General features: G+C 44.1%; 21 protein-coding genes and 1 other annotated feature. Of the genes, 15 read left to right on the forward strand and 6 right to left on the reverse strand.

The window, feature by feature from the left end; translation table 11 throughout:
• Nucleotides 1-95: 95 nt before the first annotated feature.
• From ACU01J_RS03875 to yjjX, 7 genes are all read left to right on the forward strand, one after another.
• Nucleotides 96-1,427 carry an IS4 family transposase gene (locus ACU01J_RS03875; protein WP_481084253.1) on the forward strand — a complete coding sequence of 444 codons (1,332 nt, stop codon included), beginning with the start codon at nt 96-98 and terminating at the stop codon, nt 1,425-1,427.
• Nucleotides 1,428-1,526: 99 nt separating this feature from the next.
• Nucleotides 1,527-2,966 carry an MltF family protein gene (locus ACU01J_RS03880; RefSeq protein WP_481084485.1) on the forward strand — a complete coding sequence of 480 codons (1,440 nt, stop codon included), beginning with the start codon at nt 1,527-1,529 and terminating at the stop codon, nt 2,964-2,966.
• A gap of 337 nt (nt 2,967-3,303) precedes the next feature.
• Nucleotides 3,304-3,630, forward strand: a complete 327-nt coding sequence (gene hpf, locus ACU01J_RS03885) for a ribosome hibernation-promoting factor, HPF/YfiA family (protein WP_004410314.1) — start codon at nt 3,304-3,306, stop codon at nt 3,628-3,630.
• A gap of 118 nt (nt 3,631-3,748) precedes the next feature.
• Nucleotides 3,749-3,869: a sequence feature (Phe leader region), on the forward strand.
• A gap of 13 nt (nt 3,870-3,882) precedes the next feature.
• On the forward strand, nt 3,883-5,061 hold the full coding sequence (pheA, locus tag ACU01J_RS03890) for a prephenate dehydratase (RefSeq protein ID WP_053441238.1): 1,179 nt from the start codon (nt 3,883-3,885) through the stop codon (nt 5,059-5,061).
• 168 nt (nt 5,062-5,229) lie between these two features.
• Complete coding sequence (locus tag ACU01J_RS03895) at nt 5,230-6,270, forward strand: polyamine ABC transporter substrate-binding protein (protein ID WP_481084486.1); 1,041 nt, start codon at nt 5,230-5,232, stop codon at nt 6,268-6,270.
• A complete protein-coding gene (locus ACU01J_RS03900; RefSeq protein WP_481084487.1) occupies nt 6,254-8,599 on the forward strand; it encodes a putative bifunctional diguanylate cyclase/phosphodiesterase in 2,346 nt (781 codons plus the stop codon). Before ACU01J_RS03895 ends, ACU01J_RS03900 begins: the two co-directional genes overlap by 17 nt.
• A complete protein-coding gene (gene yjjX / locus ACU01J_RS03905; protein ID WP_481084488.1) occupies nt 8,565-9,098 on the forward strand; it encodes an inosine/xanthosine triphosphatase in 534 nt (177 codons plus the stop codon). Before ACU01J_RS03900 ends, yjjX begins: the two co-directional genes overlap by 35 nt.
• A gap of 25 nt (nt 9,099-9,123) precedes the next feature.
• On the opposite strand, the gene trpR is transcribed toward yjjX, so the two are convergent.
• Both trpR and sltY read right to left on the reverse strand, forming a co-directional pair.
• Entirely contained in the window at nt 9,124-9,432 is a 309-nt protein-coding gene (trpR, locus tag ACU01J_RS03910) for a trp operon repressor (protein WP_481084489.1), read from the reverse strand.
• Nucleotides 9,433-9,446: 14 nt separating this feature from the next.
• Complete coding sequence (sltY, locus tag ACU01J_RS03915; RefSeq protein ID WP_481084490.1) at nt 9,447-11,402, reverse strand: murein transglycosylase; 1,956 nt, start codon at nt 11,400-11,402, stop codon at nt 9,447-9,449.
• A gap of 257 nt (nt 11,403-11,659) precedes the next feature.
• Between sltY and ettA the strand changes: the two genes are divergently transcribed.
• The 3 genes from ettA to ACU01J_RS03930 all read left to right on the forward strand — a co-directional run bounded on the left by ettA (nt 11,660) and on the right by ACU01J_RS03930 (nt 14,892).
• Nucleotides 11,660-13,327: an energy-dependent translational throttle protein EttA gene (gene ettA / locus ACU01J_RS03920; RefSeq protein WP_481084491.1), complete on the forward strand. Its 1,668-nt coding sequence runs from the start codon at nt 11,660-11,662 to the stop codon at nt 13,325-13,327.
• Nucleotides 13,328-13,495: 168 nt separating this feature from the next.
• A complete protein-coding gene (locus ACU01J_RS03925) occupies nt 13,496-13,867 on the forward strand; it encodes a PilZ domain-containing protein (protein ID WP_134835968.1) in 372 nt (123 codons plus the stop codon).
• A gap of 11 nt (nt 13,868-13,878) precedes the next feature.
• Nucleotides 13,879-14,892, forward strand: coding sequence for a M23 family metallopeptidase (locus ACU01J_RS03930; protein ID WP_481084492.1), 1,014 nt, complete (start codon nt 13,879-13,881; stop codon nt 14,890-14,892).
• Nucleotides 14,893-14,949: 57 nt separating this feature from the next.
• On the opposite strand, the gene tyrA is transcribed toward ACU01J_RS03930, so the two are convergent.
• Together tyrA and ACU01J_RS03940 are read right to left on the reverse strand one after the other, a co-directional pair.
• On the reverse strand, nt 14,950-16,077 hold the full coding sequence (gene tyrA / locus ACU01J_RS03935) for a bifunctional chorismate mutase/prephenate dehydrogenase (RefSeq protein WP_481084493.1): 1,128 nt from the start codon (nt 16,075-16,077) through the stop codon (nt 14,950-14,952).
• A 22-nt stretch (nt 16,078-16,099) separates the two neighbouring features.
• Nucleotides 16,100-17,173, reverse strand: coding sequence for a 3-deoxy-7-phosphoheptulonate synthase (locus tag ACU01J_RS03940; protein ID WP_481084494.1), 1,074 nt, complete (start codon nt 17,171-17,173; stop codon nt 16,100-16,102).
• Between the two features lie 237 nt (nt 17,174-17,410).
• Between ACU01J_RS03940 and ACU01J_RS03945 the strand changes: the two genes are divergently transcribed.
• Nucleotides 17,411-19,087 carry a LytS/YhcK type 5TM receptor domain-containing protein gene (locus ACU01J_RS03945; RefSeq protein ID WP_481084495.1) on the forward strand — a complete coding sequence of 559 codons (1,677 nt, stop codon included), beginning with the start codon at nt 17,411-17,413 and terminating at the stop codon, nt 19,085-19,087.
• Between the two features lie 9 nt (nt 19,088-19,096).
• Nucleotides 19,097-19,819 carry a two-component system response regulator BtsR gene (btsR, locus tag ACU01J_RS03950; protein ID WP_481084496.1) on the forward strand — a complete coding sequence of 241 codons (723 nt, stop codon included), beginning with the start codon at nt 19,097-19,099 and terminating at the stop codon, nt 19,817-19,819.
• A gap of 41 nt (nt 19,820-19,860) precedes the next feature.
• Here the strand turns inward: btsR and nagZ are convergent, their stop codons facing one another.
• Complete coding sequence (gene nagZ, locus ACU01J_RS03955) at nt 19,861-20,847, reverse strand: beta-N-acetylhexosaminidase (protein ID WP_481084497.1); 987 nt, start codon at nt 20,845-20,847, stop codon at nt 19,861-19,863.
• A 101-nt stretch (nt 20,848-20,948) separates the two neighbouring features.
• Here nagZ and ACU01J_RS03960 point away from each other — a divergent pair, with 101 nt between their 5' ends.
• Nucleotides 20,949-22,064, forward strand: a complete 1,116-nt coding sequence (locus tag ACU01J_RS03960) for an anhydro-N-acetylmuramic acid kinase (protein WP_481084498.1) — start codon at nt 20,949-20,951, stop codon at nt 22,062-22,064.
• Nucleotides 22,065-22,072: 8 nt separating this feature from the next.
• A complete protein-coding gene (gene murQ, locus ACU01J_RS03965) occupies nt 22,073-22,999 on the forward strand; it encodes an N-acetylmuramic acid 6-phosphate etherase (RefSeq protein WP_481084499.1) in 927 nt (308 codons plus the stop codon).
• Nucleotides 23,000-23,048: 49 nt separating this feature from the next.
• Here the strand turns inward: murQ and ACU01J_RS03970 are convergent, their stop codons facing one another.
• Nucleotides 23,049-23,399: a DUF2799 domain-containing protein gene (locus ACU01J_RS03970; RefSeq protein ID WP_481084500.1), complete on the reverse strand. Its 351-nt coding sequence runs from the start codon at nt 23,397-23,399 to the stop codon at nt 23,049-23,051.
• Nucleotides 23,400-23,617: 218 nt separating this feature from the next.
• Here ACU01J_RS03970 and ACU01J_RS03975 point away from each other — a divergent pair, with 218 nt between their 5' ends.
• Nucleotides 23,618-25,102, forward strand: a complete 1,485-nt coding sequence (locus ACU01J_RS03975; protein ID WP_481084501.1) for a carbon starvation CstA family protein — start codon at nt 23,618-23,620, stop codon at nt 25,100-25,102.
• Nucleotides 25,103-25,170: the final 68 nt, after the last annotated feature.

Here is a 25,170-nt window from a genome sequence, read left to right on the forward strand (position 1 = left end):
TAATGCCGATCAGTTAAGAAAAATTTTTGAGATCATTTGACCGATCCTCAAAAGGCTTCAAAATCCGATATTAGGAAACTAATATCGGATTTTTCATGTCTTTAGAAAGCCAACTTGCGAATACTTTTCGCTCATGCAATACCTTCCATCACTTTGACAAATACTCTGAGATCCTTAGTCCAGAGCTTATCCAGCAAGGTTTTGAAAAAGCTGGTGTAGCAACAGTGAGAAGAAGACGCTTACCCTTGGAAGCAGTACTTTGGTCCGTTGTAGGAATGAGTCTTTTTCGGCAACAATCTGTTTGGGATATCGCTAACCAACTTGATATTGTCCTACCAGACAAACAGCGCTTTGTTGCGCCAAGTGCTGTTGTCCAAGCGAGGCAGAGATTAGGCGAAGAAGGTGTTAAACAAGTCTTTAAGACGATGGCGGCTCAGAGTTATCAATCTTCTAAGTTTGAAACTTGGTGTGGACTCAATCTTCTATCTGTCGATGGTGTCGTTTGGAGAACGGCAGATACACCTGAAAATCATCAAGAGTTTAAAGCACAGCGTAATCAGTCATCTGAAAATATTTACCCTAAGATACGCATGGTTTGCTTGATGGAGCTTACAAGTCATCAGCTCATCGATAGTGCATTCTCTGACTATCGAACCAACGAAATGCGGCTTGCAGAAGAACTCATAGAACAAACGCCAGACCATTCTCTGACTATTTTTGACAAAGGATATTACTCTCTGGGACTGCTTAACCGATGGAACAAAGTCGGCCAAGAGAGGCATTGGATGCTCCCTGTGAGAAAAGACTTCCAGTATGAAGTCGTTCATAGGTACAGCAAGAGTGATGCAATCGTTGCGATTAAAACAACACCTCAGGCAAGAAAGAAGTTTAGTGAACTTCCTGATGTAGTTGAAGCAAGGTTAGTCTCAAAAATCATTAAAGGTAAGGAGTATCAGGTGCTTACATCAATGCGTGATGGGTTACGTTTTCCTGGCGAAGAAATCGTAGAGCTCTATCGTTATCGCTGGGAAATCGAATTAGGCTATCGGGAAATGAAGCAGACCTTACTTGACAGTGAGTATACATTGCGAAGCAAGCGTCCAGATATGGTTAAGCAGGAGCTCTGGGGTATTTTACTCGCCTATAACCTTATCAGGCAGGTTATGACAAAAGCGGCAAGTAGGTTAGATAGCGTCTGGCCAAATCAACTGAGCTTTACGAGTAGCGCTATGGCTGTGACGCAATACTTTGCAGCGTTGCCTTTAACAAGCCCAGGAAAGCTCCCTAAACACTATGAGGTATTACTAGAGCATGTATCCATGTTTATCTTACCGCCTCGAAGAGAAGATAGAAGTTATCCTCGATGGGTGAAGTTGAAACCCAAGAAGTACGCAACAAATAGAAAAAATGCCAGTCAGCTTAACTGACTGGCATTACTCTAATCTGAGGCGTTTTTTTATATCCAGTATTTTGCGTGAACTTCACTTTCAGACTACATTTTAATCAATCTGGTTTAGAGGTGTTTCATGTTACGAGTAATTTTTCTTGCCTTAGCCTTTGGTTTATCTACGGGCCAGTCGAGCGCACTATCTTTGTCTCCGATGCAAAAACAACCCTATATGGGCGATCTCCCTACACTTGAAAAAAAAGGGGTGATCCGAGTGCTTGTCGCAGCTGATCTCGGTTTCTATTATGTCGAAGGTGGCAAGCCGAAAGGTATCTTAGCTGAACTCTTATATCACTTTGAAAAAGAGCTAAGACAGCGCTCTTCGTACTTTAACCTCCAAGTCATTCCCATTCATAGAGATGAACTGCTCCCTTCGCTAGAAAAAGGCTTTGGTGATTTAGTGGTCGCCAACCTGACGATTACCTCAGCGAGAAAGAAACAGGTCGACTTTAGTGCTCCTGTGTTAAAAAAAGTCGATGAGTTACTCGTCACCCATAAAAGCTCCCCACCTATCGATTCGCTTTGGTCACTAAGTGGTAAAGAGATCTGGGTACGTGCTAGTTCAAGCTACTTCGAAAGCTTGCAAAAGCTCAATAAAGAGCTAGATAAACAAGGAAAAGCCCCTGTCATTGTTCGCTTTATAGAAGAGACGCTACAAGACTTAGAGTTGGTTGAATTAGTCAATCAAGGGCACCTTCCTGCCACTATTTTAGATAGCCACAAAACCGAACTTTGGCTCAAAGTAATGAACAACATCCAAGTCCATGATGCGATTCCATTGAGAGAAGAAGGCCAAATTGCTTGGGCGATGAGAAAAAACAGCCCTAAATTGGAAGCGTTCGTAAATCAATACTTGAAGAAGTATCGGTCAGGCACACTGCTGGGCAACGTTATCTATGGCAAATACTTGGATAACACCAAATGGCTCAAGCGGGTGTTAAGCCCTCAATACATGACTAAATTAGAATCTTTATCGAAGATTTTTGAAGTCTACTCTGAGCAATACAGTTTCGATTCACTGATGATATCTGCTCAGGGCTTCCAAGAGTCCGGTTTAGACCAAAGTAAAGTGTCACACAAAGGTGCTGTAGGGGTGATGCAAGTTCTGCCAAGCACTGCGAAAGATCCCAACGTCAACATCCCGGATATCTATCAAGTCGAGAACAACATCCATGCCGGTGTGAAGTATATGCGTTTTATCAAAGATCGTTACTTTAGTGATGAGTCAATCCTACCTGAAGACCAAGTCTACTTTTCTCTTGCCGCTTATAACGCTGGTCCGGCAAATATCCGAAAAATGCGCCGTTTAGCGGAAAGAAATGGCTATGACCCTAATAAATGGTTTCGCAACGTAGAAATCATGGCGAGGAGAAATATCGGTCGTGAACCCGTCCACTATGTCTCGAACATCAACCGTTATTTCATTATCTACAAGCAACTAAATGCGTTAAAACAAGTCAGGGAATCTCAAGCAACAAAAAATCATCAAAACTCACCGTCACTAGTGATTGATGATTAGTGAGAAGTCAGAAAAGGAAGGTGGACATAAAGCGTTGAGAAATCTGGAATTCAATTCACAATTGTTGGATGGTCAATTCCTAATCAACGGTTTTTATTAGGTCGTGTTAAGCCACTAAAAAACAGATGATTTTTAGTTGGTTACCTCTCCCAATCTAATGAGTTTTTTAAACGAAACAAGCTTTTTCGATGCAAAACAGTTACACATTTTGAGCTAGATCACGTTTGAATTTAGCTAATAAAACCACCAGTGAAATAGTGATCTAAATCACATTATTTCTTCTTGGGATAAGTAATCTGGAGTTAACCCATGAGGGATGACACAGAGGAAAACATCTATGAAAGTAAACATCACTGGTAAAAACATCGACATCACCTCTGCAATCCGCACTCACATTGAGAGCAAGTTTAAAAAGCTAGAAAAGTGGCAAGTAGATATTATCGGTTGTCAGGCAAGCTTCAGCGAAGAACCAAATAAGCAGAAAAAATTTGAAGCTGTAATCACTGTACCGAAAGGCCAACTTATCGCATCCGCAACGCATGAAGATTTATACGCTGCCGTTAACGAGGTAGAACAGAAACTAGAACGTCAGCTAAACAAACTACGCCACAAGCCAGAAGCTCGTCGTACAGATAAGCCTGAGCTGGAAGAAGAAGTAGAATAGAAATATAAAATTAGAGGATTGAGAAAAATAGCGCCGAATGGCGCTATTTTTTTTGCTTGACGCTCCATTCTCGGTTGCTTATGGTGTTTAAAGATTCACAACAAAGCCTATGAATATGCACAACACGACTCTGTTCTTTTTTGACTTCTTTTTTCTCCACTAGGCTTGGAGGCTCTCTCGTTTTCGGAAAGATAAGTTAAAAACGAACAGAAAGCCTCCCAAAGGGAGGCTTTTTTTATGAGGAATACTAGGATGACTGACCAAAAATACTCGCTTGAAGAAATACGCTTACGACTAAATGAACTGGATGACCAGCTGCTAAAGCTGTTGTCGGAGCGTCGTCAAATGAGTATTGAAGTGGCAAAAAGCAAAGTCCAAACATCAAAGCCAGTCCGTGATGCCGACAGAGAGCAGCAATTGCTGGTTAAACTGATCAATAACGGCTATCAGAAATACGATCTTGATGCGCAATACATTACCAAGCTATTTCACACAATTATCGAAGATTCGGTTCTTCTCCAGCAGTCATACCTACAAAACCTAGCCAACCCTGAGCTCAGCCGTAAACCACTGGCGCGAGTCGCTTTTCTCGGCTCTAAAGGCTCATATTCTCACTTGGCAAGCCGCGAGTACTTTAGTCGCAAGAATACAGAGCTTATCGAGCTCAACTGCGAGCACTTTAAAGAAGTCGCTAACACCGTGGAATCAGGCCATGCTGACTACGGCGTTCTGCCTATCGAGAACACAAGCTCTGGCTCGATCAATGAAGTGTATGACTTGTTGCAACACACCACGCTGTACATTGTTGGTGAGCTAACATTACCGATCGAGCATTGCTTAGTTGCGACAGCTGATTTAAGACTCGAAGAGATTAAAACGCTCTACTCTCACCCTCAACCACATGCACAATGTAGTGAGTTTTTGAGCAAGCTCGATGGCGTTAAACTTGAATCATGCGCAAGTACTGCTGATGCGATGCGTAAAGTGAAAGAGATGAAGCGCACCGACGTCGCAGCCATTGGTAATGCGTCAAGTGGTAAACTGTATGGCCTACAGCCAATCCAGAGCAATATCGCGAATCAAACAGAAAACCACACCCGCTTTATCGTTGTTGCACGTAAACCAGTGGAAGTCTCCGCTCAGATCCCGGCGAAAACAACCCTAATCATGTCAACGTCTCAAGATGCTGGCTCATTAGTTGAGACACTGTTAGTGCTACAACGCTACAGTATCAATATGACTAAACTAGAGTCACGTCCAATCATGGGTAACCCTTGGGAAGAGATGTTTTATGTCGACCTAGAGTCTCATTTGGACTCAGTTCAGATGCAACAAGCACTCAATGAGCTGACTAAAATAACCAAACATTTGAAAGTATTGGGCTGCTACCCAAGTGAAAATGTGAAACCAACTCAGGTAAAATTACAATAAATAAACCTACGCAGGTCAAATAAATACACTCTCCTAGCTGACACATTTTATTAATATTTTTAGTATCGTTGGATATTAAGTTGCATATTAGTGTTGTGTCAGCTCGAATTCACTGACTCTGATAAGCCTGCCCCTTCAGATTTATTCAAAAGGTAATACCTAGTCAGTATGAGAGTTCCTTTCTTATCACTATTCTTATTTGTCAGCTCTATTAGCTTCGCCTCTGAAACTCCTCTCAACATTTATATGTGGGAAGACACCTTATCACCTAACGTCCGCAGTGACTGGGAAAAACAAACCAGCGTGCCTATCACTCTGTCTCATTTTGATAATGATGATGAACGAAGCTTATTGATGATGAAGAGCGTCCAACTGCCATTTGATATTGTAGTTCTGGATAACGTCTCCGCTCAGATATATGGTCGGCTGGGCTCATTTGAAGATTTGTCCCATCTCGCTAATCGAGCGCACAATAAAAGTCAGTGGAACCAAGCTTGTGGCACTCATGCTATTCCCTACTTCTGGGGAACCGTTGGGATTGCCTACCGAAAAGACCTGATTCAAGCCCCACCTTTAACATGGCAAGAGTTCGTCCACCCTAGCGATGAATGGGCGGGCAAGATAGGATTAATCAACGACAGTATCGAGACCTTTTTACCCATTTTCTATAGCTTAGGTTTATCCCCTACCACTGCCAGCTCTACAGATCTTCAAGCCGCTTATGCGACCATCATGGCGTTCAATGATAACGTCTTAACATACGAGTACATCCTGAGTTATATCCGCAGTCAGTCGGATCCTAATCAGCTACAAATCGCTTTAGCTTACAGTGGCGATCAGTACTCATTAAACCGCTTCTTTGGTCAAGATAAATGGGACTATGTCATCCCTGACGGCGAAATGTTCCTTTGGGTTGATTGTCTAGCCGTTACTAGCCATTCCGAAAATAAACAGGCAGCAATAGCATTTTTAAACTACTTGATGGATCCCAGTGTTGCTGCAAAGAATGCAACCGATATCAAAGCTGCTACGCCCAACTTAAGTGCTATAGAACTATTACCTGATTGGTATTTAGATGATGCATCATTGTTCCCATCACAAGAGCGTATGAGAAACGCCAGAATAGATAGTGAACTCTCGGCAGAAAATATCAGTATGAGAGTAAAAATGATTAACCAGTTACTGAAACGTCATGAAGCTAAACACTAGAGTATTATTACTTGTCGCGCCGGTGATTATGTTAAGTGCAGCTGTCTCTAGCTATAGCATTTATATCAATCAAAAAGATGCGCTAATTAAACGCGAAAATAGTCACCTGCAACTTTCTATGGAGAAACTTGCAGGGCACTTTCGTCAATCGTTAGCCCTCATCAACAGCTTTTCTTTAACATTGACTAAGAGCGATATCATTCGCAACTATTTCGGTCGAGGGGATAACCCTTACCGAGAGATGAAACTGATTAGTAACCTGCAGACAACGATTGAAAACTTACAAACTAACATACAAGATGATATTGCCGTCGCCATCGTTGATAGCAACCAGAACGTTCAGTTCTATGCAGACAATCAAACAGACCCTTTTGCTTCGCTTGATGAAAACGTCTTAAATTACATTGAGCATATTTACCAAGATACTGGGGAGAACTCCTATACTGGCTTTGCCAAGAGCTATCAGGGACAAAGCATATTAGTCCGCTATGATGTGTTGGACAGGAGCACATTAGTCCCCCCGCTTAGCTACAATAAAGACCAGATCTTTTTCATCGTCGTTTCATTATCTCTTGAAAAGTTCGATCAACTTAAACACATCTTAGAGTTTGATAACGACAGTAGTATCTTCTTTGCAGATGAACCCGTGATCAAATCAGGGCTATCACAATCGGTAGAACTCAAACCTGGCCTTCATGCCATTCTCGATCCGGCTCAATACCTTACGACTGAGAAATTAGCCAAAATCGAACAACGACTGCTGATGTCGTTCGGCGCCTCGTCATTAGTTACGGTACTCATCCTGCTGTTTTTGCTCTACCGCCATGTGATTAAGCCTATTACTCATCTTGATCGTCAGCTACAAGATGTTGAGATGAAAAGGCGTAGCAATATTGAAAAACTCAACAACGACAATGAGATTGGCCGTCTATCGATTCGTTTCTATGACATGTACAAAGAACTCAATTCAAGCTATCAGAAAAGCAAGGCGATGGCTGAAAATGACCATCTAACCCAATTGGCCAATCGATATCAGTTCCAAACTTATGTCGAGCGAGCGCTGGCGCAGAAAATGGTGCATAAATTTGCATGGATATTGTATATCGACCTCGACAACTTTAAGTACGTCAATGATAAATATGGCCACCACATTGGCGACTCTCTACTAGTAAGCTTTGCGGAGCATATCAAACGTATTAGTCATGAGTACGAACGCCGTCACTGTATCAAATGCTTAGCGTCTCGACTGTCGGGGGATGAATTTGCCATCTTTATTGCCTCGGCCTACAACACTAACTATGCAGATAGTTTAGCTCAGGCAGTACTCGAACCTATACAAAACGCAGCCTACAATTCAATTGGTAACTTTCCGATCACTGCTAGTATAGGCATTGCCTCTTATCCGGAAGACGGCATAAAACTCGCTAAGCTGCTCTCTCATGCTGATACAGCAATGTATCAAGCCAAGCGTGCGGGTAAAAACCAAATTGCCCATTACTCCAAAGCCCTTGATGAAGTTTCTCGCCGGAGGGCACAAGTAGAGCGAGCATTGAGAAACGGTGATTTAGAAAACGAGTTCACCTTGCTATACCAACCCTATTTCGATCGCAGTGGTCAAATCATTAAAGGTGTTGAAGCTCTGCTACGTTGGGATTCGCCTCAATTGGGTAAGGTCAATCCAAGCGAGTTCATTCCCATCTCAGAGCAAATTGGTCTATTTGGTACGATTGACCGTTGGGTGATAAAACAAGCCTTTAAAGACTTTTCAAAGCTGCAAAGTGGCTTTAAAAACCCGATCAATTTATCGATTAACCTCTCTTCTGCTGAGTTAGATTCATTGCAACTGGCCAGCGACATTCAATCGTTGATGATTCAATACCCAGTGACACCACACTTGATTGACTTTGAGATCACCGAAACCTTCGCTTCAGACTCGCAAAGCTACTTATTACTGCATGAGTTAGCACTAATGGGCTTTAAGCTGACGATTGATGATTTCGGCTCCGGCTACACTTCAATTACCCAGTTGGTTGAATACCCGGTGCAGAAAATTAAATTTGACCGTGAATTCTTAGAAACCTTAATCAAAACCAACAATCAGCAAGTGGTGAAACCGCTAGTTGACCTTTGTCACTCTCAATCTATGATAGTAACCGCCGAAGGCATTGAGTCAGAAGAGATGCATCGTTGGTTAGCTGAAAATAAGTGTGACTATATGCAAGGCTATTATTTGTCACCACCACTCTCTTTGGCTCAGTTAAAACACAATCATAAAGCCCAAGAAGGAAACCTTGATGTCAATGAAGAAGGTTATTGTAGCCTCGCTTAATCCCGCCAAAATTAACGCTGTAAAAAGCGCGTTTGAGGCATCATTTTGCGATCAAGCATTTGAATTTGTTGGGGTAAGCGTGGCAAGCGGTGTGGCCGACCAGCCAATGACCAATGATGAGACTTATACGGGCGCGCTAAATCGTGTCGTAAACGCGAAAGCGGAAATCTGTGATGGCGATTATTATGTTGGTCTTGAAGCGGGCATCGAAGGCAGTGTGACATTCGCTTGGATGGTGATTGAATCAGCGACTCATCGTGGTGAGTCTCGTTCAGCGAGCTTGATGCTTCCGCCTGTTGTAATCGAAAAGCTTCAACACGCCAATGAGCTAGGCGATGTAATGGATGACGTATTTGCGACCGAGAACATTAAGCAAAAAGGCGGAGCTATTAGTCTACTGACCCATGATCTTCTAACTCGAAGTTCGGTATATCATCAAGCGTTAATTCTGGCGTTGATTCCATTTGTTAACCCAGAGCACTTCCCTGCCAATTTATAATCTCAAGTACAAACAAGAAGAGTGCCTATTGGCACCCTTCTTTCTTTTCTAGCAGTTGAGCAATCTCTTGCTTCTCTTCAGCGCTCTTTGATTTGAGTTCATTAGAGCCGCGGGTAATGGTTGCAATACCCACGCCGAGCATCTGACTAATTTGTCTTTGAGACAGCTCCCCTTTAAGCAACTCGCGAAAGATATTTACTCGCGCGACCAAGGCTTCTCGCTCATCAGGGGTCAGCAGCATGGTTAATAACATTTCATGTTGCTGGGATTGGCTACTCTCGCTGATCAAATCTAAGATCTGCTGCCACTCTTTATACTCTGGCTCTAATGACATCGATAAGGTGCTCACTAATATTTCGCATTCAACTCATGTTGATTTAAAAATGCGCCATCCACTCCAAGAAGCTCTCGGTAGTATGTTTCAAACATCAAAATGTTTTGTACATACCCTCGGGTTTCATTAAACGGAATAGCCTCAATAAATGCGTAAGCGTCCAGCTTGCCTTGTGTACGCTCACGCCAAGTTTTCACTCGGTTAGGCCCTGCATTATACGCTGCCAGTGCGAAAATTCGATTGTTATCGTATTGCTCTAGTAAGCCATCTAGGTAATGACTACCGATTTCGATATTCTTGCCCACTTGATAAAGGTCTTTTGAGCCTTGATAGCTCAGTTTGTATTTCTTCGCAGTGTACTTCGCAGTCGACGGCATAATTTGCATAATGCCTCGCGCTCCGACTGGCGAGCGAGCTTCGATATCAAGCGCACTCTCTTGCCTTGCCAAAGACATCAAAGTAATGGGATCTATACTGTGTTTGTCAGCATAGAAATTAAACCACCAGCGATGAGCGACAGGGAATCGCATATGGATGTTATCCCACATCTTAGCTTTGATGCTCGCTGTCACTGTTAGGTGATGCCAACCTTTGAATGAAGCGAATGCTGCTAACATCTCTTTCTGTGAACTATTAGCACGCTCTAGCAGCCAGTTCCATTCACTCTTCGCGGCAGCAATTTTGTCTCGCGCAATCAACTCTTCAATCCGAACAAGATCGCTAGTGAAGCCTTTCACTTGTTGCTTATCTAAAATGATTTCCGAGGTCGGATACTCGATCGAGCGTTTGAGCTCTTTGGCAGCAGCAACACTGTAGAAATTGCGCTGACCAATGATAGCCTCCATACGCTGCTTACCCGCTGTTCGCTTACCGAGCGCAAGCTCACTGCGACCTAACCAATATTGCCAACGTATGCTGGCCTGTTTCGATTCTGGCAGTATCGCAATCCAATCCGCCACACCTTGCCAATCGGCATGCTGAATGGCTAAACGAACACGACGCTCAATTAAGGTGTTGCTTGACGAGTTTTCTATTTGCTTATCTCGCCAATTAGCCAACGAATCAGAGTCAGTATTGATTAACCTAAGCGCAATATAATCTGCCAACTTTTGACTCGCTTTTTGGTCGAACTTTTGCGCTTTCACAACCCCTGCAAATACTTGTTGGGCTTGTTCGACATCTTTACGTGCGAGTTTTTGCAGCGCAAGTTTTGCTTGCTGGCGATTAAAATCTGTTGCTGGCTGATTTTTAGCAAATGAGAGGATAGCTTCTGGCTTGTTAAACAGATCTAGCATTATCTTTGCTTGCGCCTGAGTTTTGTCACTCGATAACTGCTTCTGGAGATATTTCATCAAGCGAACATTACGAGACTGAAATGCCAATACCATTCGATCAAGGATCAGTTGATCAGTTTTAAGTCCCGCCTTATCCCAACGCTCAAATAGCGGGGTACAGGCATCGGCAATGCTTTTACCCGATAGCCAAAGTTTTTCTGCGCCTCGGAATGCAAGCGCTTTATCACCGGCTATCGCATGTGCATTGAAATAATGACACTGATAAGTTTCACCTCTAGGTTCGCTGGTCTGAAACTCTAACAATGTTTTCCACTCACCTTTTTTCGCTAGTTGATCAATATAAGGCGCGCGAATACGTTTAGAAAACGGGAATGAGTAATGGTCTTTAATAAAGGTCTCGACCTCATTCGGTGAACGCTCACCTAGCCCGACTAAAAAGCTGCGATAGTCGACATAAGGGGTCAGAGGGTAATCCGCGATCGATGGACGAATCTTTTGGTACTCTGCAACTTGTTGAGAATCGAGTAGCTTTTGCGCTTGATCGTAAATCTCGCGTTGGCTTTGCAGGTCGACAGCCATTGCTGACGTTGCAAAGATTGCGCTGCAGGCCATCGTAGAAACAAAAACAACCGATGAAGGAATGCGTTGCAGCGACTTGGAGAAAGTCAGGTTCATTATGGTCTCATCCTGAGATTATACTAATGCAATTTCCTATTAATGCTCATTGTAAACATCTGTGTAAAGCGATTAGGTGTAAATATTAATAAATTCACACTACTGTGACGTTTCGCCGACTTTATGCTTACCATTGCCTATAAATTCATCAGCAGTAACCTTTGTTACTACTAGGTGTTGTTTCTCTGGTAACAAACTGAGCGCTATTAGTATAAAATAACCCTTTATGTAAATTGATTATTTAGGAACGATCGGCAATGGCTGAATACGTATATACCATGTCGCGCGTGAGCAAAGTTGTGCCACCAAAGCGACAAATTCTTAAAGACATCTCTCTAAGCTTCTTCCCTGGCGCAAAAATCGGTGTTTTGGGTCTAAACGGTGCAGGTAAATCGACGCTACTGCGTATCATGGCGGGTATCGATACAGATATCGACGGTGAAGCACGTCCACAGCCTGGTCTAAATGTTGGTTACCTACCTCAGGAACCAGTACTGGATGAGTCAAAGACAGTTCGTGAAATCGTTGAAGAAGCCGTATCTGATGTTGCTGGTGCAATGAAGCGTCTTGACGAAGTATACGCAGCTTACGCTGAACCTGATGCTGATTTTGATGCGCTAGCAAAAGAGCAAGGCGAGCTAGAAGCGCTTATCCAAGCGAAAGATGGCCACAACCTAGAAAACTCTCTTGAGCGCGCGGCTGATGCACTACGTCTTCCTGAGTGGGATGCTAAGATTGAACACCTATCAGGTGGTGAACGCCGCCGTGTTGCTATCTGTCGTCTACTTCTAGAACAACCAGACATGCTACTACTAGACGAACCAACCAACCACCTTGATGCAGAATCAGTGGCTTGGCTTGAGCGCTTCCTAGTAGATTACACTGGTACTGTTGTTGCGATTACCCACGACCGTTACTTCCTAGATAACGCTGCGGGCTGGATCCTTGAACTTGACCGTGGTGAAGGTATTCCATGGCAAGGTAACTACACTTCTTGGCTTGAGCAAAAAGATGCACGTCTACAACAAGAAGCATCGCAAGAGAAAGCTCGTCAAAAGACCATCGAGAAAGAACTTGAATGGGTTCGCCAAAACCCTAAAGGTCGTCAAGCGAAGTCAAAAGCTCGTATGGCGCGCTTTGAAGAGCTACAAAGTGGCGATCACCAGAAGCGTAACGAAACCAACGAACTGTTTATCCCGCCAGGTGAGCGCCTAGGTGACAAGGTTATCGAAGTAAATAACCTAACTAAATCGTTCGACGGTCGTGTACTGATTGATGACCTATCATTCAGCATGCCTAAAGGTGCTATCGTCGGTATTATCGGTGCCAATGGTGCAGGTAAATCGACACTATTCAAGATGCTAAGCGGCACTGAGCAACCAGACGCTGGTACGATTGAAATGGGTGACACAGTTAAGCTTGCTTCTGTTGATCAGTTCCGTGACTCAATGGATGACAGCAAAACCGTATTCCAAGAGATCTCTGAAGGCGCTGATATCATCAAGATCAACAACTTCGAAATCCCTGCTCGCGCATACTGTTCACGCTTTAACTTCAAAGGTTCAGACCAACAGAAGATCATCGGCGAGCTGTCTGGTGGTGAGCGTAACCGTGTCCATCTTGCTAAGCTACTTAAAGCTGGCGGTAACGTATTACTACTCGATGAACCAACCAACGACCTTGACGTTGAAACACTACGTGCACTAGAAGAAGCGCTACTTGAGTTCCCTGGCTGTGCAATGGTTATCTCGCACGACCGTTGGTTCTTAGACCGTATCGCAACACACATCATCGACTACCGTGACGAAGGTCAGGTGAACTTCTACGAAGGTAACTATACTGAGTACATGGAGTGGTTGAAGAAGACCCTTGGTCCAGAAGCTGCGGAACCACATCGCATTAAATACAAGCGTATTGCTAAGTAATAATATCGCTTGATATTCATGCAAAGGCCGCTAATATTAGCGGCCTTTATTATATCGATCTCAATACTGTTAACTCAGGCATTGATAAACATGAAGAATGCGAACGAGTACGCATAGTGGCTACTGTAATTTTGATACCCTTCTGAATCGGAATTAAGAGAGAAAGTTATGATTGAACGACGTCGTTTTTCGCGAATTGTATATCAAAATCAAGCAGTTCTAACTCAAGGCTCAACTCAGATCAGCGCCTTGATCAGTGACCTTTCCTTACATGGGTTATTGGTGACTAGTGAACAATCAGGGTTGCTAGATAGTGATAAACAGGTCGATGTGGATTTTTCGCTTTCAGGAAGTGATGTCTCGATCCAGCTTGTAGGGAACATCGTTGGACTTAATAACAATGTGATTCGTATTTGTATTGATCATATTGATATTGAAAGTATCGGGCATTTAAAGCGGTTAGTTGAATTAAATGTAGGTGACGATGAACTATTACATAGAGACATCGAGCACTTATCTGATCTAGGTGAGTACACCTAATCTAACTCGTTATGTCTAAGAATATTACCATCTCTATCCCTGCCAAATCAGGGGTACAAAACTTCTATGTTTCTCGAACTACGCTCTTAGTGTCTATCGCCGCTACCATTGGATCCGTCGCTCTGGGTGTTGGCTATGGTGTTTATAGTTGGCAACAAGAGCGCCAAACAGAACAAGAACTTCGTCTTTTAGTCAGCCAACTGCAAGATATTGAGGCGCAAAAACAAGACCTTGAACTTCTCTATCAAGAACAAATTCAAGAAACTCACAATCTTTCTCAAGAACTTGAAGAAAAACGCGACCAAGTCAGTATTCTCGGTAGGCGCGTTTTTGATGTTGAGTCTGTACTCGGGCTAGCGGATGAAAACGCTATTGATGAAAACAATCTAGAGCACCGCATTGATGCTGCTGCGATCGATTCAGCAGTGCGCGCGACGATGTTTCGTATGATTCCGAATGACTCACCACTGAATTACCTACGCGTATCCTCATCTTATGGTCGTCGAACGAACCCTATCACTGGTAAGCGTCATACACATACGGGTATCGACTTAACCTGTAAGCGGGGAGAAGAGATTTATGCCCCTGCAGACGGCGTAATTGAAACGGTTCGCCCAAGCTCAAAAGGGTATGGTAACTTTCTCACCTTACGTCACTCATTCGGTTTTATGAGCTCTTACGCTCACCTACAAAAATTCAAAGTGCGTAGTGGACAGTTTGTCAGTAAAGGGGAGCTCATTGCGACTTGCGGTAACTCAGGTAATTCAACCGGACCACACCTCCATTATGAAGTGCGTTTCCTTGGTCGAGCACTAAACCCTCAATACACCATGGACTGGACCCCAGAAAACTTTGACTACCTTTTTGAGAAAGAGAAGAAAGTGAAATGGGCACCACTGGTTAAGTTGATTGATGATACGGTGCGTTTGCAGATTAACCTAACCAACAATCCTTACCATGACAATTCCGTAAGTACGGTAAAGAACGAAACTGAACTAGCGCCAGAAAATGTCTCTGTTCAGTAAATAAGACAAAATAAAAAGAGCGACCACATTGGTCGCTCTTTTTCTAGATTCATTCAATTAACCGCGATGAATCGAATCATTGGCTTGCTTTAGCAAATTCTGACTTTCATCTAAGAACTGTTTTGAATAATCGCCAAACCAATCGCTCACTCGATCAAAGCTCTCGACAAAGGCTTGCTTATCTTTGCCATCAAGAATTTCCAGTGCTTCACCGAAGCAACGATGGAAACGTTTGATCATAGCAATGTTTTCATCAGAAGAAAGAATGATGTCGCCATATAAGTTAGGGTCTTGGCCAAACAGGCGTCCAACCATTGCTAGCTCTAGACGGTAGATCGGAGAACTTAGTTGCAGCAATTTATCAATGTTAGGGTTCTCACGACTTAGGTGGAGACCGTAAGCAAACGAAGTAAAGTGACGCAGCGCCTGAATCAACGTCATGCCGTGGTCATGTTCACTGGCATCAATCTGACATAGACTCGCACCCCAGATAGAAAACTGCTTCAGTAACCATTGGTAATGCTCTTCCCCACGGCCATCACAGTAAACAATCACCTGTTTTGCCAAACTTGGTACATCCGGACCAAACATTGGGTGTAAACCGACAACTGGTCCTTGGTGAACGTTCATCATCGCTTGCAATGGTTTGGACTTAATCGACGTTAAATCACATAAGATACAGTCTTTTGGCAGGTTACCTAGTTTCTCAATCACACCTTCGGTTAGGTGAATCGGAACTGTCACCACCACCATGCCTGCATCAGCAAGGATATCATCAGCCTGATCCCAATCTTTACTGCCCAGTACTTTGACATCGTATCCTGACAGCTTAAACATACGACCGAACAAGCCACCTAGCTGGCCGTTACCACCAACAATCACCACAGAACGAAGCTCTGGGTTCAGACATTTAAAGCCCGAGTCTTTTTCGCTGGCGTAGGATTCACGCATGGTACGGCGAAGAATATCTTCTATCAGCTGTGGTGGTACACCTTTCTTCTCAGCCTCTTGACGGCGCGAAGCCAACATCGCCGCTTCACGGTCCGGAGCATAGATAGGTAAACCATGCTCACTTTTCACTTCACCGACTTTCTCAACTAAACAAAGTCGCTGTGCTAATAAATCCAGAATTTGTTTGTCTACTGCGTCAATTTGATCACGCAATTCGTTCAATTCAACGGCCATTGATATTCCTTGTGCTCTCGTTTTAGCCTTTCAATCTGTCTTCTAGGAAAGGAACTAGCTCTTCATGTGCATGACGTAATAGTGCCTCAGTTGCATCCCAATTGATACACGCATCGGTAATAGATACGCCATATTGCATTTCACTTAACGGAATATCAGATGATTGGTTACCTTCATTGATATGGCTTTCAATCATAAGGCCAATAATCGACTTATTGCCTTCGCGGATTTGGTGGATGACATCTTCTGCTACCAATGGCTGACGACGGAAATCTTTACGAGAGTTAGCGTGGCTACAATCCACCATCAATGATGCATCTAAACCGTGTTTTGCCATATCTTGCTCACACTCAGTAACAGAGACAGAATCATAGTTAGTCTGCTTACCACCACGTAAAATAACGTGGCCATTTGGGTTACCTTGAGTCGTCAACAGCGCAACTTGACCTTCACGGTTAATCCCCATAAAGCGGTGGCTAGATGACGCAGCTTGCATCGCATTGATAGCCGTTGCTAGGTTACCATCGGTACCATTTTTAAAACCAATTGGCATTGAAAGGCCACTCGCCATTTCACGGTGAGTCTGTGATTCCGTGGTACGTGCACCAATTGCTGCCCAGCTAAATGTATCAGCTAAGTACTGCGGACTGATTGGGTCTAGTGCTTCAGTTGCTAGTGGAATTTCCATCTCAGCCAACTCCACCAGTAACTCGCGACCAACATGCAGACCATGCTCAATGTCAAACGTGCCATCTAGATGCGGGTCATTGATCAAACCTTTCCAGCCTACGGTTGTACGTGGCTTTTCAAAGTACACGCGCATAACAATATACAGTTGGTCACTCAGTTGCTCTGACAATGCTTTAAGGCGTTTCGCGTATTCCTTCGCAGCCTCAACATCATGAATAGAACAAGGACCGCAGACGATGAGCAGTCGGTGATCTTTCTTATGAAGAATATTGGCAATAGTTTGGCGAGACTCTTGAATAAAACGACGAGCATTATCACTTAACGGTAACTTTACTTTCAGTTCTTCTGGTGTAATCAGCACCTGCTCATCGCTGATGTTAATATTGCTCAATTCACTTTTCTGCATAACTCCAACCTGTATATTAATTTTTACACCAAGTATATTCCATATTAACTTGGCTAGAATAGCTATAACATAACAGCATAAATTTAGATTTCAAGATGTAAACAATAAAAAACACACCGTAAACATTAATTTACACAACTCCATTTATCGACTTTTCTACCAGAAATATGAACTAAGCATGTTTTCTCACAACATTCTTTTCTAAAATAGCACTCAAATGCCGCTGACTTTATCGCTATGGACTTAATCCTTTCCTTACTGCAACAGATGTGTGTCTACCTAATGCTTGCCTACATGCTAAGTAAGACCCCTATTTTTTTACCTCTGCTTAATATTTCCAATCGACTTAGCCATAAGTTAAGCATCTATGTGCTTTTTTCTCTGTTTTGCATTATGGGCACCTATTTTGGTTTGCAGATCAACGATGCCATCGCTAATACACGAGCTATTGGTGCGGTCATGGGAGGTTTGTTTGGCGGTCCTGTCGTGGGTTTCTTCGTCGGCCTAACTGGCGGTCTGCACCGATACTCGCTGGGTGGCTTTACTGATTTAGCTTGCGCTATCTCGACCACAGCTGAAGGCTTGATTGGCGGCCTTTTTCACGTCTACTTTGTAAGAAAAGGCAAATCCCAGCAACTGTTCAATCCAAGTGTGGTATTTGCCATCACGTTAATCGCCGAAGTGGTGCAGATGACGATCATCCTGCTCGTGGCTAAGCCCTTCGATCAAGCTTACGCGCTTGTTTCGGCCATTGCGGCACCAATGATCATTGCTAACTCGGTCGGTGCGGGGCTGTTTATGAGTATCTTGCAAGATCGTAAAACCATCTTTGAAGAGTACTCTGCGACTTTTTCTCGTCGTGCACTTAACATTGCTGAGCGTTCGGTCGGTATTCTCGCTTCTGGGTTTAACTCGCAGAATGCCGACAAAATTGCTCGCATCATTTATGAAGAGACCAATGTTGGCGCGGTTTCGATCACCGATGAACAGAAGATCCTTGCCTTTGTTGGTATTGGTGATGATCACCATAAGCCAAACACTCCAATCTCCTCACAAAGCACATTAGATGCGATCAATAAAAATGACATTATCTACCTAGATGGTAAAGAAAAGCCGTATCAGTGCTCACTCTCGACGGAGTGCAAACTAGGCTCTGCATTGATTATCCCACTGCGTACCGGCGACAAGGTTATTGGCACCATCAAACTGTACGAGCCGAAGAGAAAGCTATTCTCGACCATTAATATGTCGATGGCTGAAGGTATTGCCCAGCTACTCTCTAGCCAAATTCTCTTTGGTGAGTATCAACAGAAGCAGACCCTACTTTCTCAAGCTGAAATCAAGTTGCTGCATGCGCAGGTCAATCCGCATTTTCTCTTCAACGCGCTCAATACCATTAGTGCTGTGGTTCGCCGAGATCCAAACAAAGCACGCGAGCTCATTCAGCAGCTCTCCCATTTTTTCCGCAGTAACCTTAAGCAGAATATTGAAACGGTCACGCTCAAAGAAGAATTAGCCCATGTGAATGCGTACCTGTCGATTGAGAAAGCCCGCTTCACTGATCGCTTAGAGGTCCAGATCGACATTGATGAGCATCTGCTCAATCGTAATGTTCCAAGCTTTACTCTTCAGCCTTTAGTTGAAAATGCAATAAAACATGGTATTTCCAACTTAATTGAAGGTGGTCGCATTCGTATTTACAGCCAAAGCGTGTCATCAGGCATACAGCTTTGTGTTGAAGATAACGCCGGCAGCTATGTAGCCCCCTCGCAAGATCATGTCGGTTTGGGTATGCAAATCGTCGATAAAAGATTAACTAACAAATTTGGTCGCGCGGCAGCTCTCAATATTGAGGTCAAACCGAATCATTTAACCCAAATGAGCTTTATTATTCCTGATGAGAACACGTATTAAGGTATCCCTATGCTCTCTGCTTTAGTCATTGATGACGAATTGTTGGCTCGTGAGGAGTTAACCGAATTACTCGAAGAAACGGGTCATATCGAAGTAATTGATCAAGCCAGCAACGCCATTGAAGGCCTAAAAAAAATCAATCAGCTAAAACCTGACGTGGTGTTTCTCGATATTCAGATGCCACAAATCACCGGTATTGAACTGCTCGGAATGCTCGACCCTGATACGATGCCAAAGGTTGTTTTTGTCACCGCTTACGATGAGTTTGCTATTCAAGCCTTTGAGGACAATGCGTTTGACTACCTGTTAAAACCTGTCGATACCTGCCGTTTAGACAAAACCATGCAAAGACTAATCAAGTCCCAACTAACCATCAACAAACAGCAAGTTGCGGCGATAGCGCCACCAAGCTTGGACCAAATTCCTTGCATTGGCCTTAACCGCATCGTCATCATTCCGACTAAAGATGTCGAGTTTTCTTATAGCGATATTAGCGGTGTGCACATTCAAACTCATGATCAAAAGGCTGACTCTCAGCTGACCTTAAAAGTGCTGGAAGAGAAAACTAACCTAGTCCGCTGCCACCGACAGTTTCTGGTCAACATTCAGGCGATCAAAGAGATCAAATTGCTAGAAAATGGTTTGGCTGAAATCATCACGGTGAGTGGACACCCGCTACCTGTCAGTCGCCGCTACCTTAAAACCTTAAAAGAGATGCTTGGTTTTCACTAACATAGTGCGACAAAAAGAGCCTTGATGAGGCTCTTTTTTGATTATGCATCCATCAATCGCTGCATAGCTTGTGAGGCTTGCTTCCAAGCCTCACTGCGCTGCAACTCAGCTAGGGAGAAACTCTGCGTTTTGAGCAGTTTTTCTGCTCCCAGAGTGTCCATAATCGGTAAGTTATCCAATACTTCAACTTGGGCATCACGCTGATTGCATACCAGCACCATGTCGCACCCAGCCACCAGCGATTGGTGAGCTCGTTCAGCAGGCCCGCCCATGATCGCCGCGCCTTCCATGGTTAAATCATCAGAGAAGATGATCCCATCGAAGCCCAGCTTTTGACGCAGTACTTGCTTAAGCCAGAACTCTGAACCACTTGCTGGCTGATCATCATAATGTGGGTACACCACATGCGCAGGCATCATCGCATCCAATACTCCCGCTTCAATTTGAGCTTTAAAGATTGCCATGTCTTGAGCGAAGATATTATCTCGATCATCAAATGGTGTTTCTAAGTGAGAATCTGCGACAACCCCACCGTGACCAGGAAAATGCTTGCCGGTAGTCGCCATACCAACGGACTTCATCCCTTTCATATACGCAAGGCTATGACGGATAATCGTATCAACATCATCACCAAATGCTCGGCTACCAATCGCTTTACACTCATGGCCTTTGTCCAACACAGGAGCAAAGCTTAAATCGATATCATGAGCGACAAGCTCCGCAGCCATAAGCCAGCCGCCCTGCTCTGCCAGTTGCTCACCGTTTGCTTGCTTGGCATATTGCTCTGCGGCAGGGATCAGCGAGAAACCTTCACGGAAGCGCTGCACTCGGCCGCCTTCTTGATCAACGCCGATTAGGATTGGACGCTTAGCTGCTTTACGGATAGATTGGTTCAACGCCAGCAATTGCTCACTATCATGATAGTTGCGCGCAAATAGGATCAAACCACCAACAGTTGGATGCTGTAATATCTCTTTATCTTCAGCAGTCAACTCGCAGCCTGCCACGTCTAGCCATAACGGTCCCATATAAACTCCTAGGCCTTGATTCAATTTGTCTTGTTGAGTGAGGTTATTCTGTTTAATTTTGCATTACAATACCTTTCAACCATTTGAATTTAGGAGACGAGATGACCAATAAAGAACTGTATATTGGCGTCATGTCTGGTACTAGCCTTGATGGCATTGATACCGCACTTGTCACAATTGAAGATAATCAGTTGCGCCTCTTAGCCTCTCAAGACTACCCAATACCTGATAAGCTCAAACAGCGCGTGCTCAACATCTGTATTGGCCAACAAACCAACCTAATTGAAGTGGGCGAAATCGACCACCTGCTCGGCAAGCTCTATGCAGAAGCGATCAATAGCTTGCTGAATGCCTCTGGCTATACGGCATCGCAAATAACCGCCATTGGTAATCATGGCCAAACCGTGTTCCACCAGCCTAACGGTCCCTGCCCATTTACGATGCAACTCGGCGATGCCAATATCATAGCGGCTCGTACTAGCATTGATACGGTAGCGGATTTTAGACGTAAAGATATGGCATTAGGCGGCCAAGGTGCACCGTTAGTCCCTGCCTTTCATCAATCTATCTTTCACTCCACTCACTCTAGTGTGGTGGTGCTAAATATCGGTGGCATTGCCAATATTTCGGTACTTCGCCCTAGCCTAGCCGTGATTGGCTATGATACCGGTCCTGGTAACATGCTAATGGACTCGTGGTGTATGAAGCACCTCAAACAGCCTTATGATAAAGATGCTCAGTTTGCTCTGCAGGGCAAGATGAATGATTCACTGCTTGCTGAGCTGCTCAGCGAACCTTACTTGTCATTACCTGCACCGAAAAGCACTGGCCGCGAGCTATTCAACCTAACATGGCTAGAAGGCATCTTGGCTAGGCATTCACTGCCTCACCATGATGTGCAACGAACGCTATGCGAATTCACCGCTATCTCTATTGCACAAGAGGTGGAGAAGTATCACATCGGCGATCAGCCAGAGCTACTCACTTGTGGCGGCGGCGCGCAGAACCCGCTACTTATGAAGCGATTGTCTCAGCTACTCCCAGATTGGAGAGTGATGACCACAAACGACAAAGGCATCGACAGTGATAATATGGAAGCAATGGCCTTTGCCTGGCTTGCCTATCGCCGCATTCACAACTTACCAAGCAATCTGCCTGAAGTGACAGGAGCCTCTAAATTGGCTTCTCTTGGGGTTATCTACCCCGCAGATAAATAAGGACTCACATGACAAACGACACACTTATTGCAGCCCTATCCCACCTTGTCTCAGAAAGTCGAAACCCAGAAACTATGGATATCGACTTACTGCCTTCTTTAGAGATTGTGAAGCGAATTAACCAACAAGATCAGCTTGTTCCTTTAGCAGTAGAAAAAGTGTTGCCTGAAATAGCACAAGCGGTAGATAAAATCACAGCGGCATTTCAACGAGGCGGACGCTTAATTTATATGGGGGCTGGTACCAGTGGACGATTAGGTGTACTGGATGCATCCGAGTGCCCACCAACTTTTGGTGTCTCCGATCAAATGGTGATTGGATTGATTGCCGGTGGCCCTGAAGCTATTTTGAAGGCAAAAGAAGGCGCTGAAGATTCAGCTGAACTTGGTGTCGACGATCTGAAATCGATCGATGTTAGCACTAAGGATGTCGTGGTCGGCATCGCGGCAAGTGGACGCACACCTTACGTGATTGGCGCTCTCAACTACGCCAACGACATCGGGGCAACAACCGTAGCCCTATCTTGTAATCCTGACTCTCCAATTGCAGATGTAGCTAAAATAGCCATTAGTCCAGTGGTAGGCCCTGAAGCGCTGACGGGATCGACTCGACTAAAATCAGGTACTGCGCAAAAGCTAGTGCTCAACATGCTCACAACGGCAAGTATGATTCGTTTAGGGAAGAGCTATCAAAACCTGATGGTGGATGTAAAAGCGACCAACAAAAAGTTGATCGCTCGCGCATCTCGTATTGTGATGCAAGCGACAGAGTGTGACAAAAGTGAAGCGACCAAAACGCTAGAGCAAACTGATTATGATGTGAAACTTGCTATCTTGATCCTGTTAACCGGCATGCCATTAGAGACAGCCCGCCAACAACTAGAAAAACAAGATGGCTTCTTACGTAAAGCGGTACAAAACCATCAAAATACATAGTGATTAAAACGATGAAGGGAGCACAGCGCTCCCTTTATTAATGCGATGGTTAATTTGCATGATTAGAATGTTCGTTCCAACCACGCTGCCACTCCATTCGGAACTTTTGAGCACTTTCTGTGCCTTCACATACGCCTTCATAATATTGGCCAGACAGGCCGATTTGATAAGCAAAATCTGGGTTACAGTATTCACCAACTCCTTTTAAATAGCCTTGGTCATAGTCTGCTTGTTTAACACTACCCAAACTTGCTAGCTCCTTAAACGAACGCTGTGTGTGACCACTGACTCCATCTTGATAACCAATTTGGTGCCAATCCCCTTGCTCAGCCAACTGTTCAGGACTGCTTGCACAAGCCGTAACGAGTGACACCATCGCAGCGATAACTATTTTTCTCATTGTTTTTCCTTGTTTTTTGCTGGTTAAGGTAGGTAAGCCTAGCCATCAAACCACTAAACTCAATTAAATGCCACTCAGATTAGAGAAAAACCATTTAGTTTCCCAACAAACCACTCAATCTGCTATATGACCGTTCACTTGCTAAGCGAATGAAGCTTGGGATGAGTTTATTTAGTATTCATCGTGAGCTTAATCAATTTCACAAAGGAACAAGTGTTATGTTGTGGTTTCTAACCTGTGTTGCAGCCTTAATCGGTGGCTACTTTATTTACGGTGCGTTCGTTGAGAAGATTTTTGGTATCAACGAAAAGCGTCAAACACCTGCCCATACCAAAACGGATGGCGTTGACTACGTACCAATGTCGACGAAGAAAGTTTACCTAGTTCAATTATTGAACATAGCCGGTGTTGGTCCAATCTTCGGCCCTATTATGGGTGCTCTGTATGGCCCCGCAGCAATGCTATGGATTGTGTTTGGTTGTATCTTTGCGGGCGCAGTGCACGATTACTTCTCTGGTATGCTATCTGTTCGCAATGGCGGAGCTTCAGTCCCAACAATTACTGGTCGCTACCTAGGTAATGGCGCAAAACATTTCATGAACATTTTTGCCATTATCCTGCTGCTACTCGTAGGCGTTGTGTTTGTTTCCGCTCCAGCGGGTATGATCACTAATCTAATTAATGATCAAACTAGCCTAAACGTAAGCATGACTACAATGGTTATCGCGATTTTCGCTTACTACATCATCGCAACAATTGTTCCTGTCGATAAGATTATCGGCCGCTTCTACCCACTATTCGGCGCTCTGCTGATTTTCATGTCGGTTGGTCTAATGACGGCAGTTGCTTTCTCAAGCGAGCATACTGTTATGGGTGACTTCCAAGTCTCTGACATGTTCACAAACCTAAACCCGAATGATATGCCGCTATGGCCTGCGCTATTCATTACCATTGCTTGTGGTGCTATCTCTGGCTTCCATGCAACACAGTCACCACTAATGGCACGTTGTATGGAGAACGAAAAGAATGGCCGTTTTGTCTTCTACGGTGCAATGATTGGTGAAGGTGTTATCGCACTAATTTGGTGTGCAATTGCTCTCTCTTTCTTCGGCTCACTTGACGCACTATCTGAAGCAGTGAAAAACGGCGGCCCGGGTAACGTGGTATACAGCGCATCATTTGGCCTACTGGGTGTCTTTGGTGGTGTGATTGCATTCTTAGGTGTGGTGATTCTACCAATTACTTCAGGTGACACAGCATTCCGTTCAAGCCGTCTAATTCTGGCTGAGTACTTCAACGTAGATCAAAAAGCACTACGCAATCGCCTAATGATGGCCGTGCCACTGTTCATAATCGGCGGTATCTTAACTCAAGTAGACTTCGGCATTATTTGGCGCTACTTCGGCTTTGCAAACCAATCAACAGCTGTGATGATGCTATGGACTGCGTCAGCATACCTACTACGTCACAATAAGATGCACTGGATTACCACTATCCCTGCGATGTTTATGACCACAGTGTGTGCGACCTTCATTCTTAACAACAGCACATTAGGTTTTGGTCTACCGATTCAAGTATCAACAGTTTCGGGACTTCTATTTACCCTAGCCGTGACTGCTTACGTAATTAAGCGTTCGAAAGGCAAAGGCGAAACTGACCTAGCTGATGAAGAAAAACCACAAGCAGTAACAGAAACTGCATAAGCTAATCGCACCTCGCTTGCTAACTTTTTAGGCTCCTTTGGGAGCCTGAATACAAAGGTTCTACAAGG

The organism is Vibrio sp. 2433-A1, from assembly GCF_056726085.1.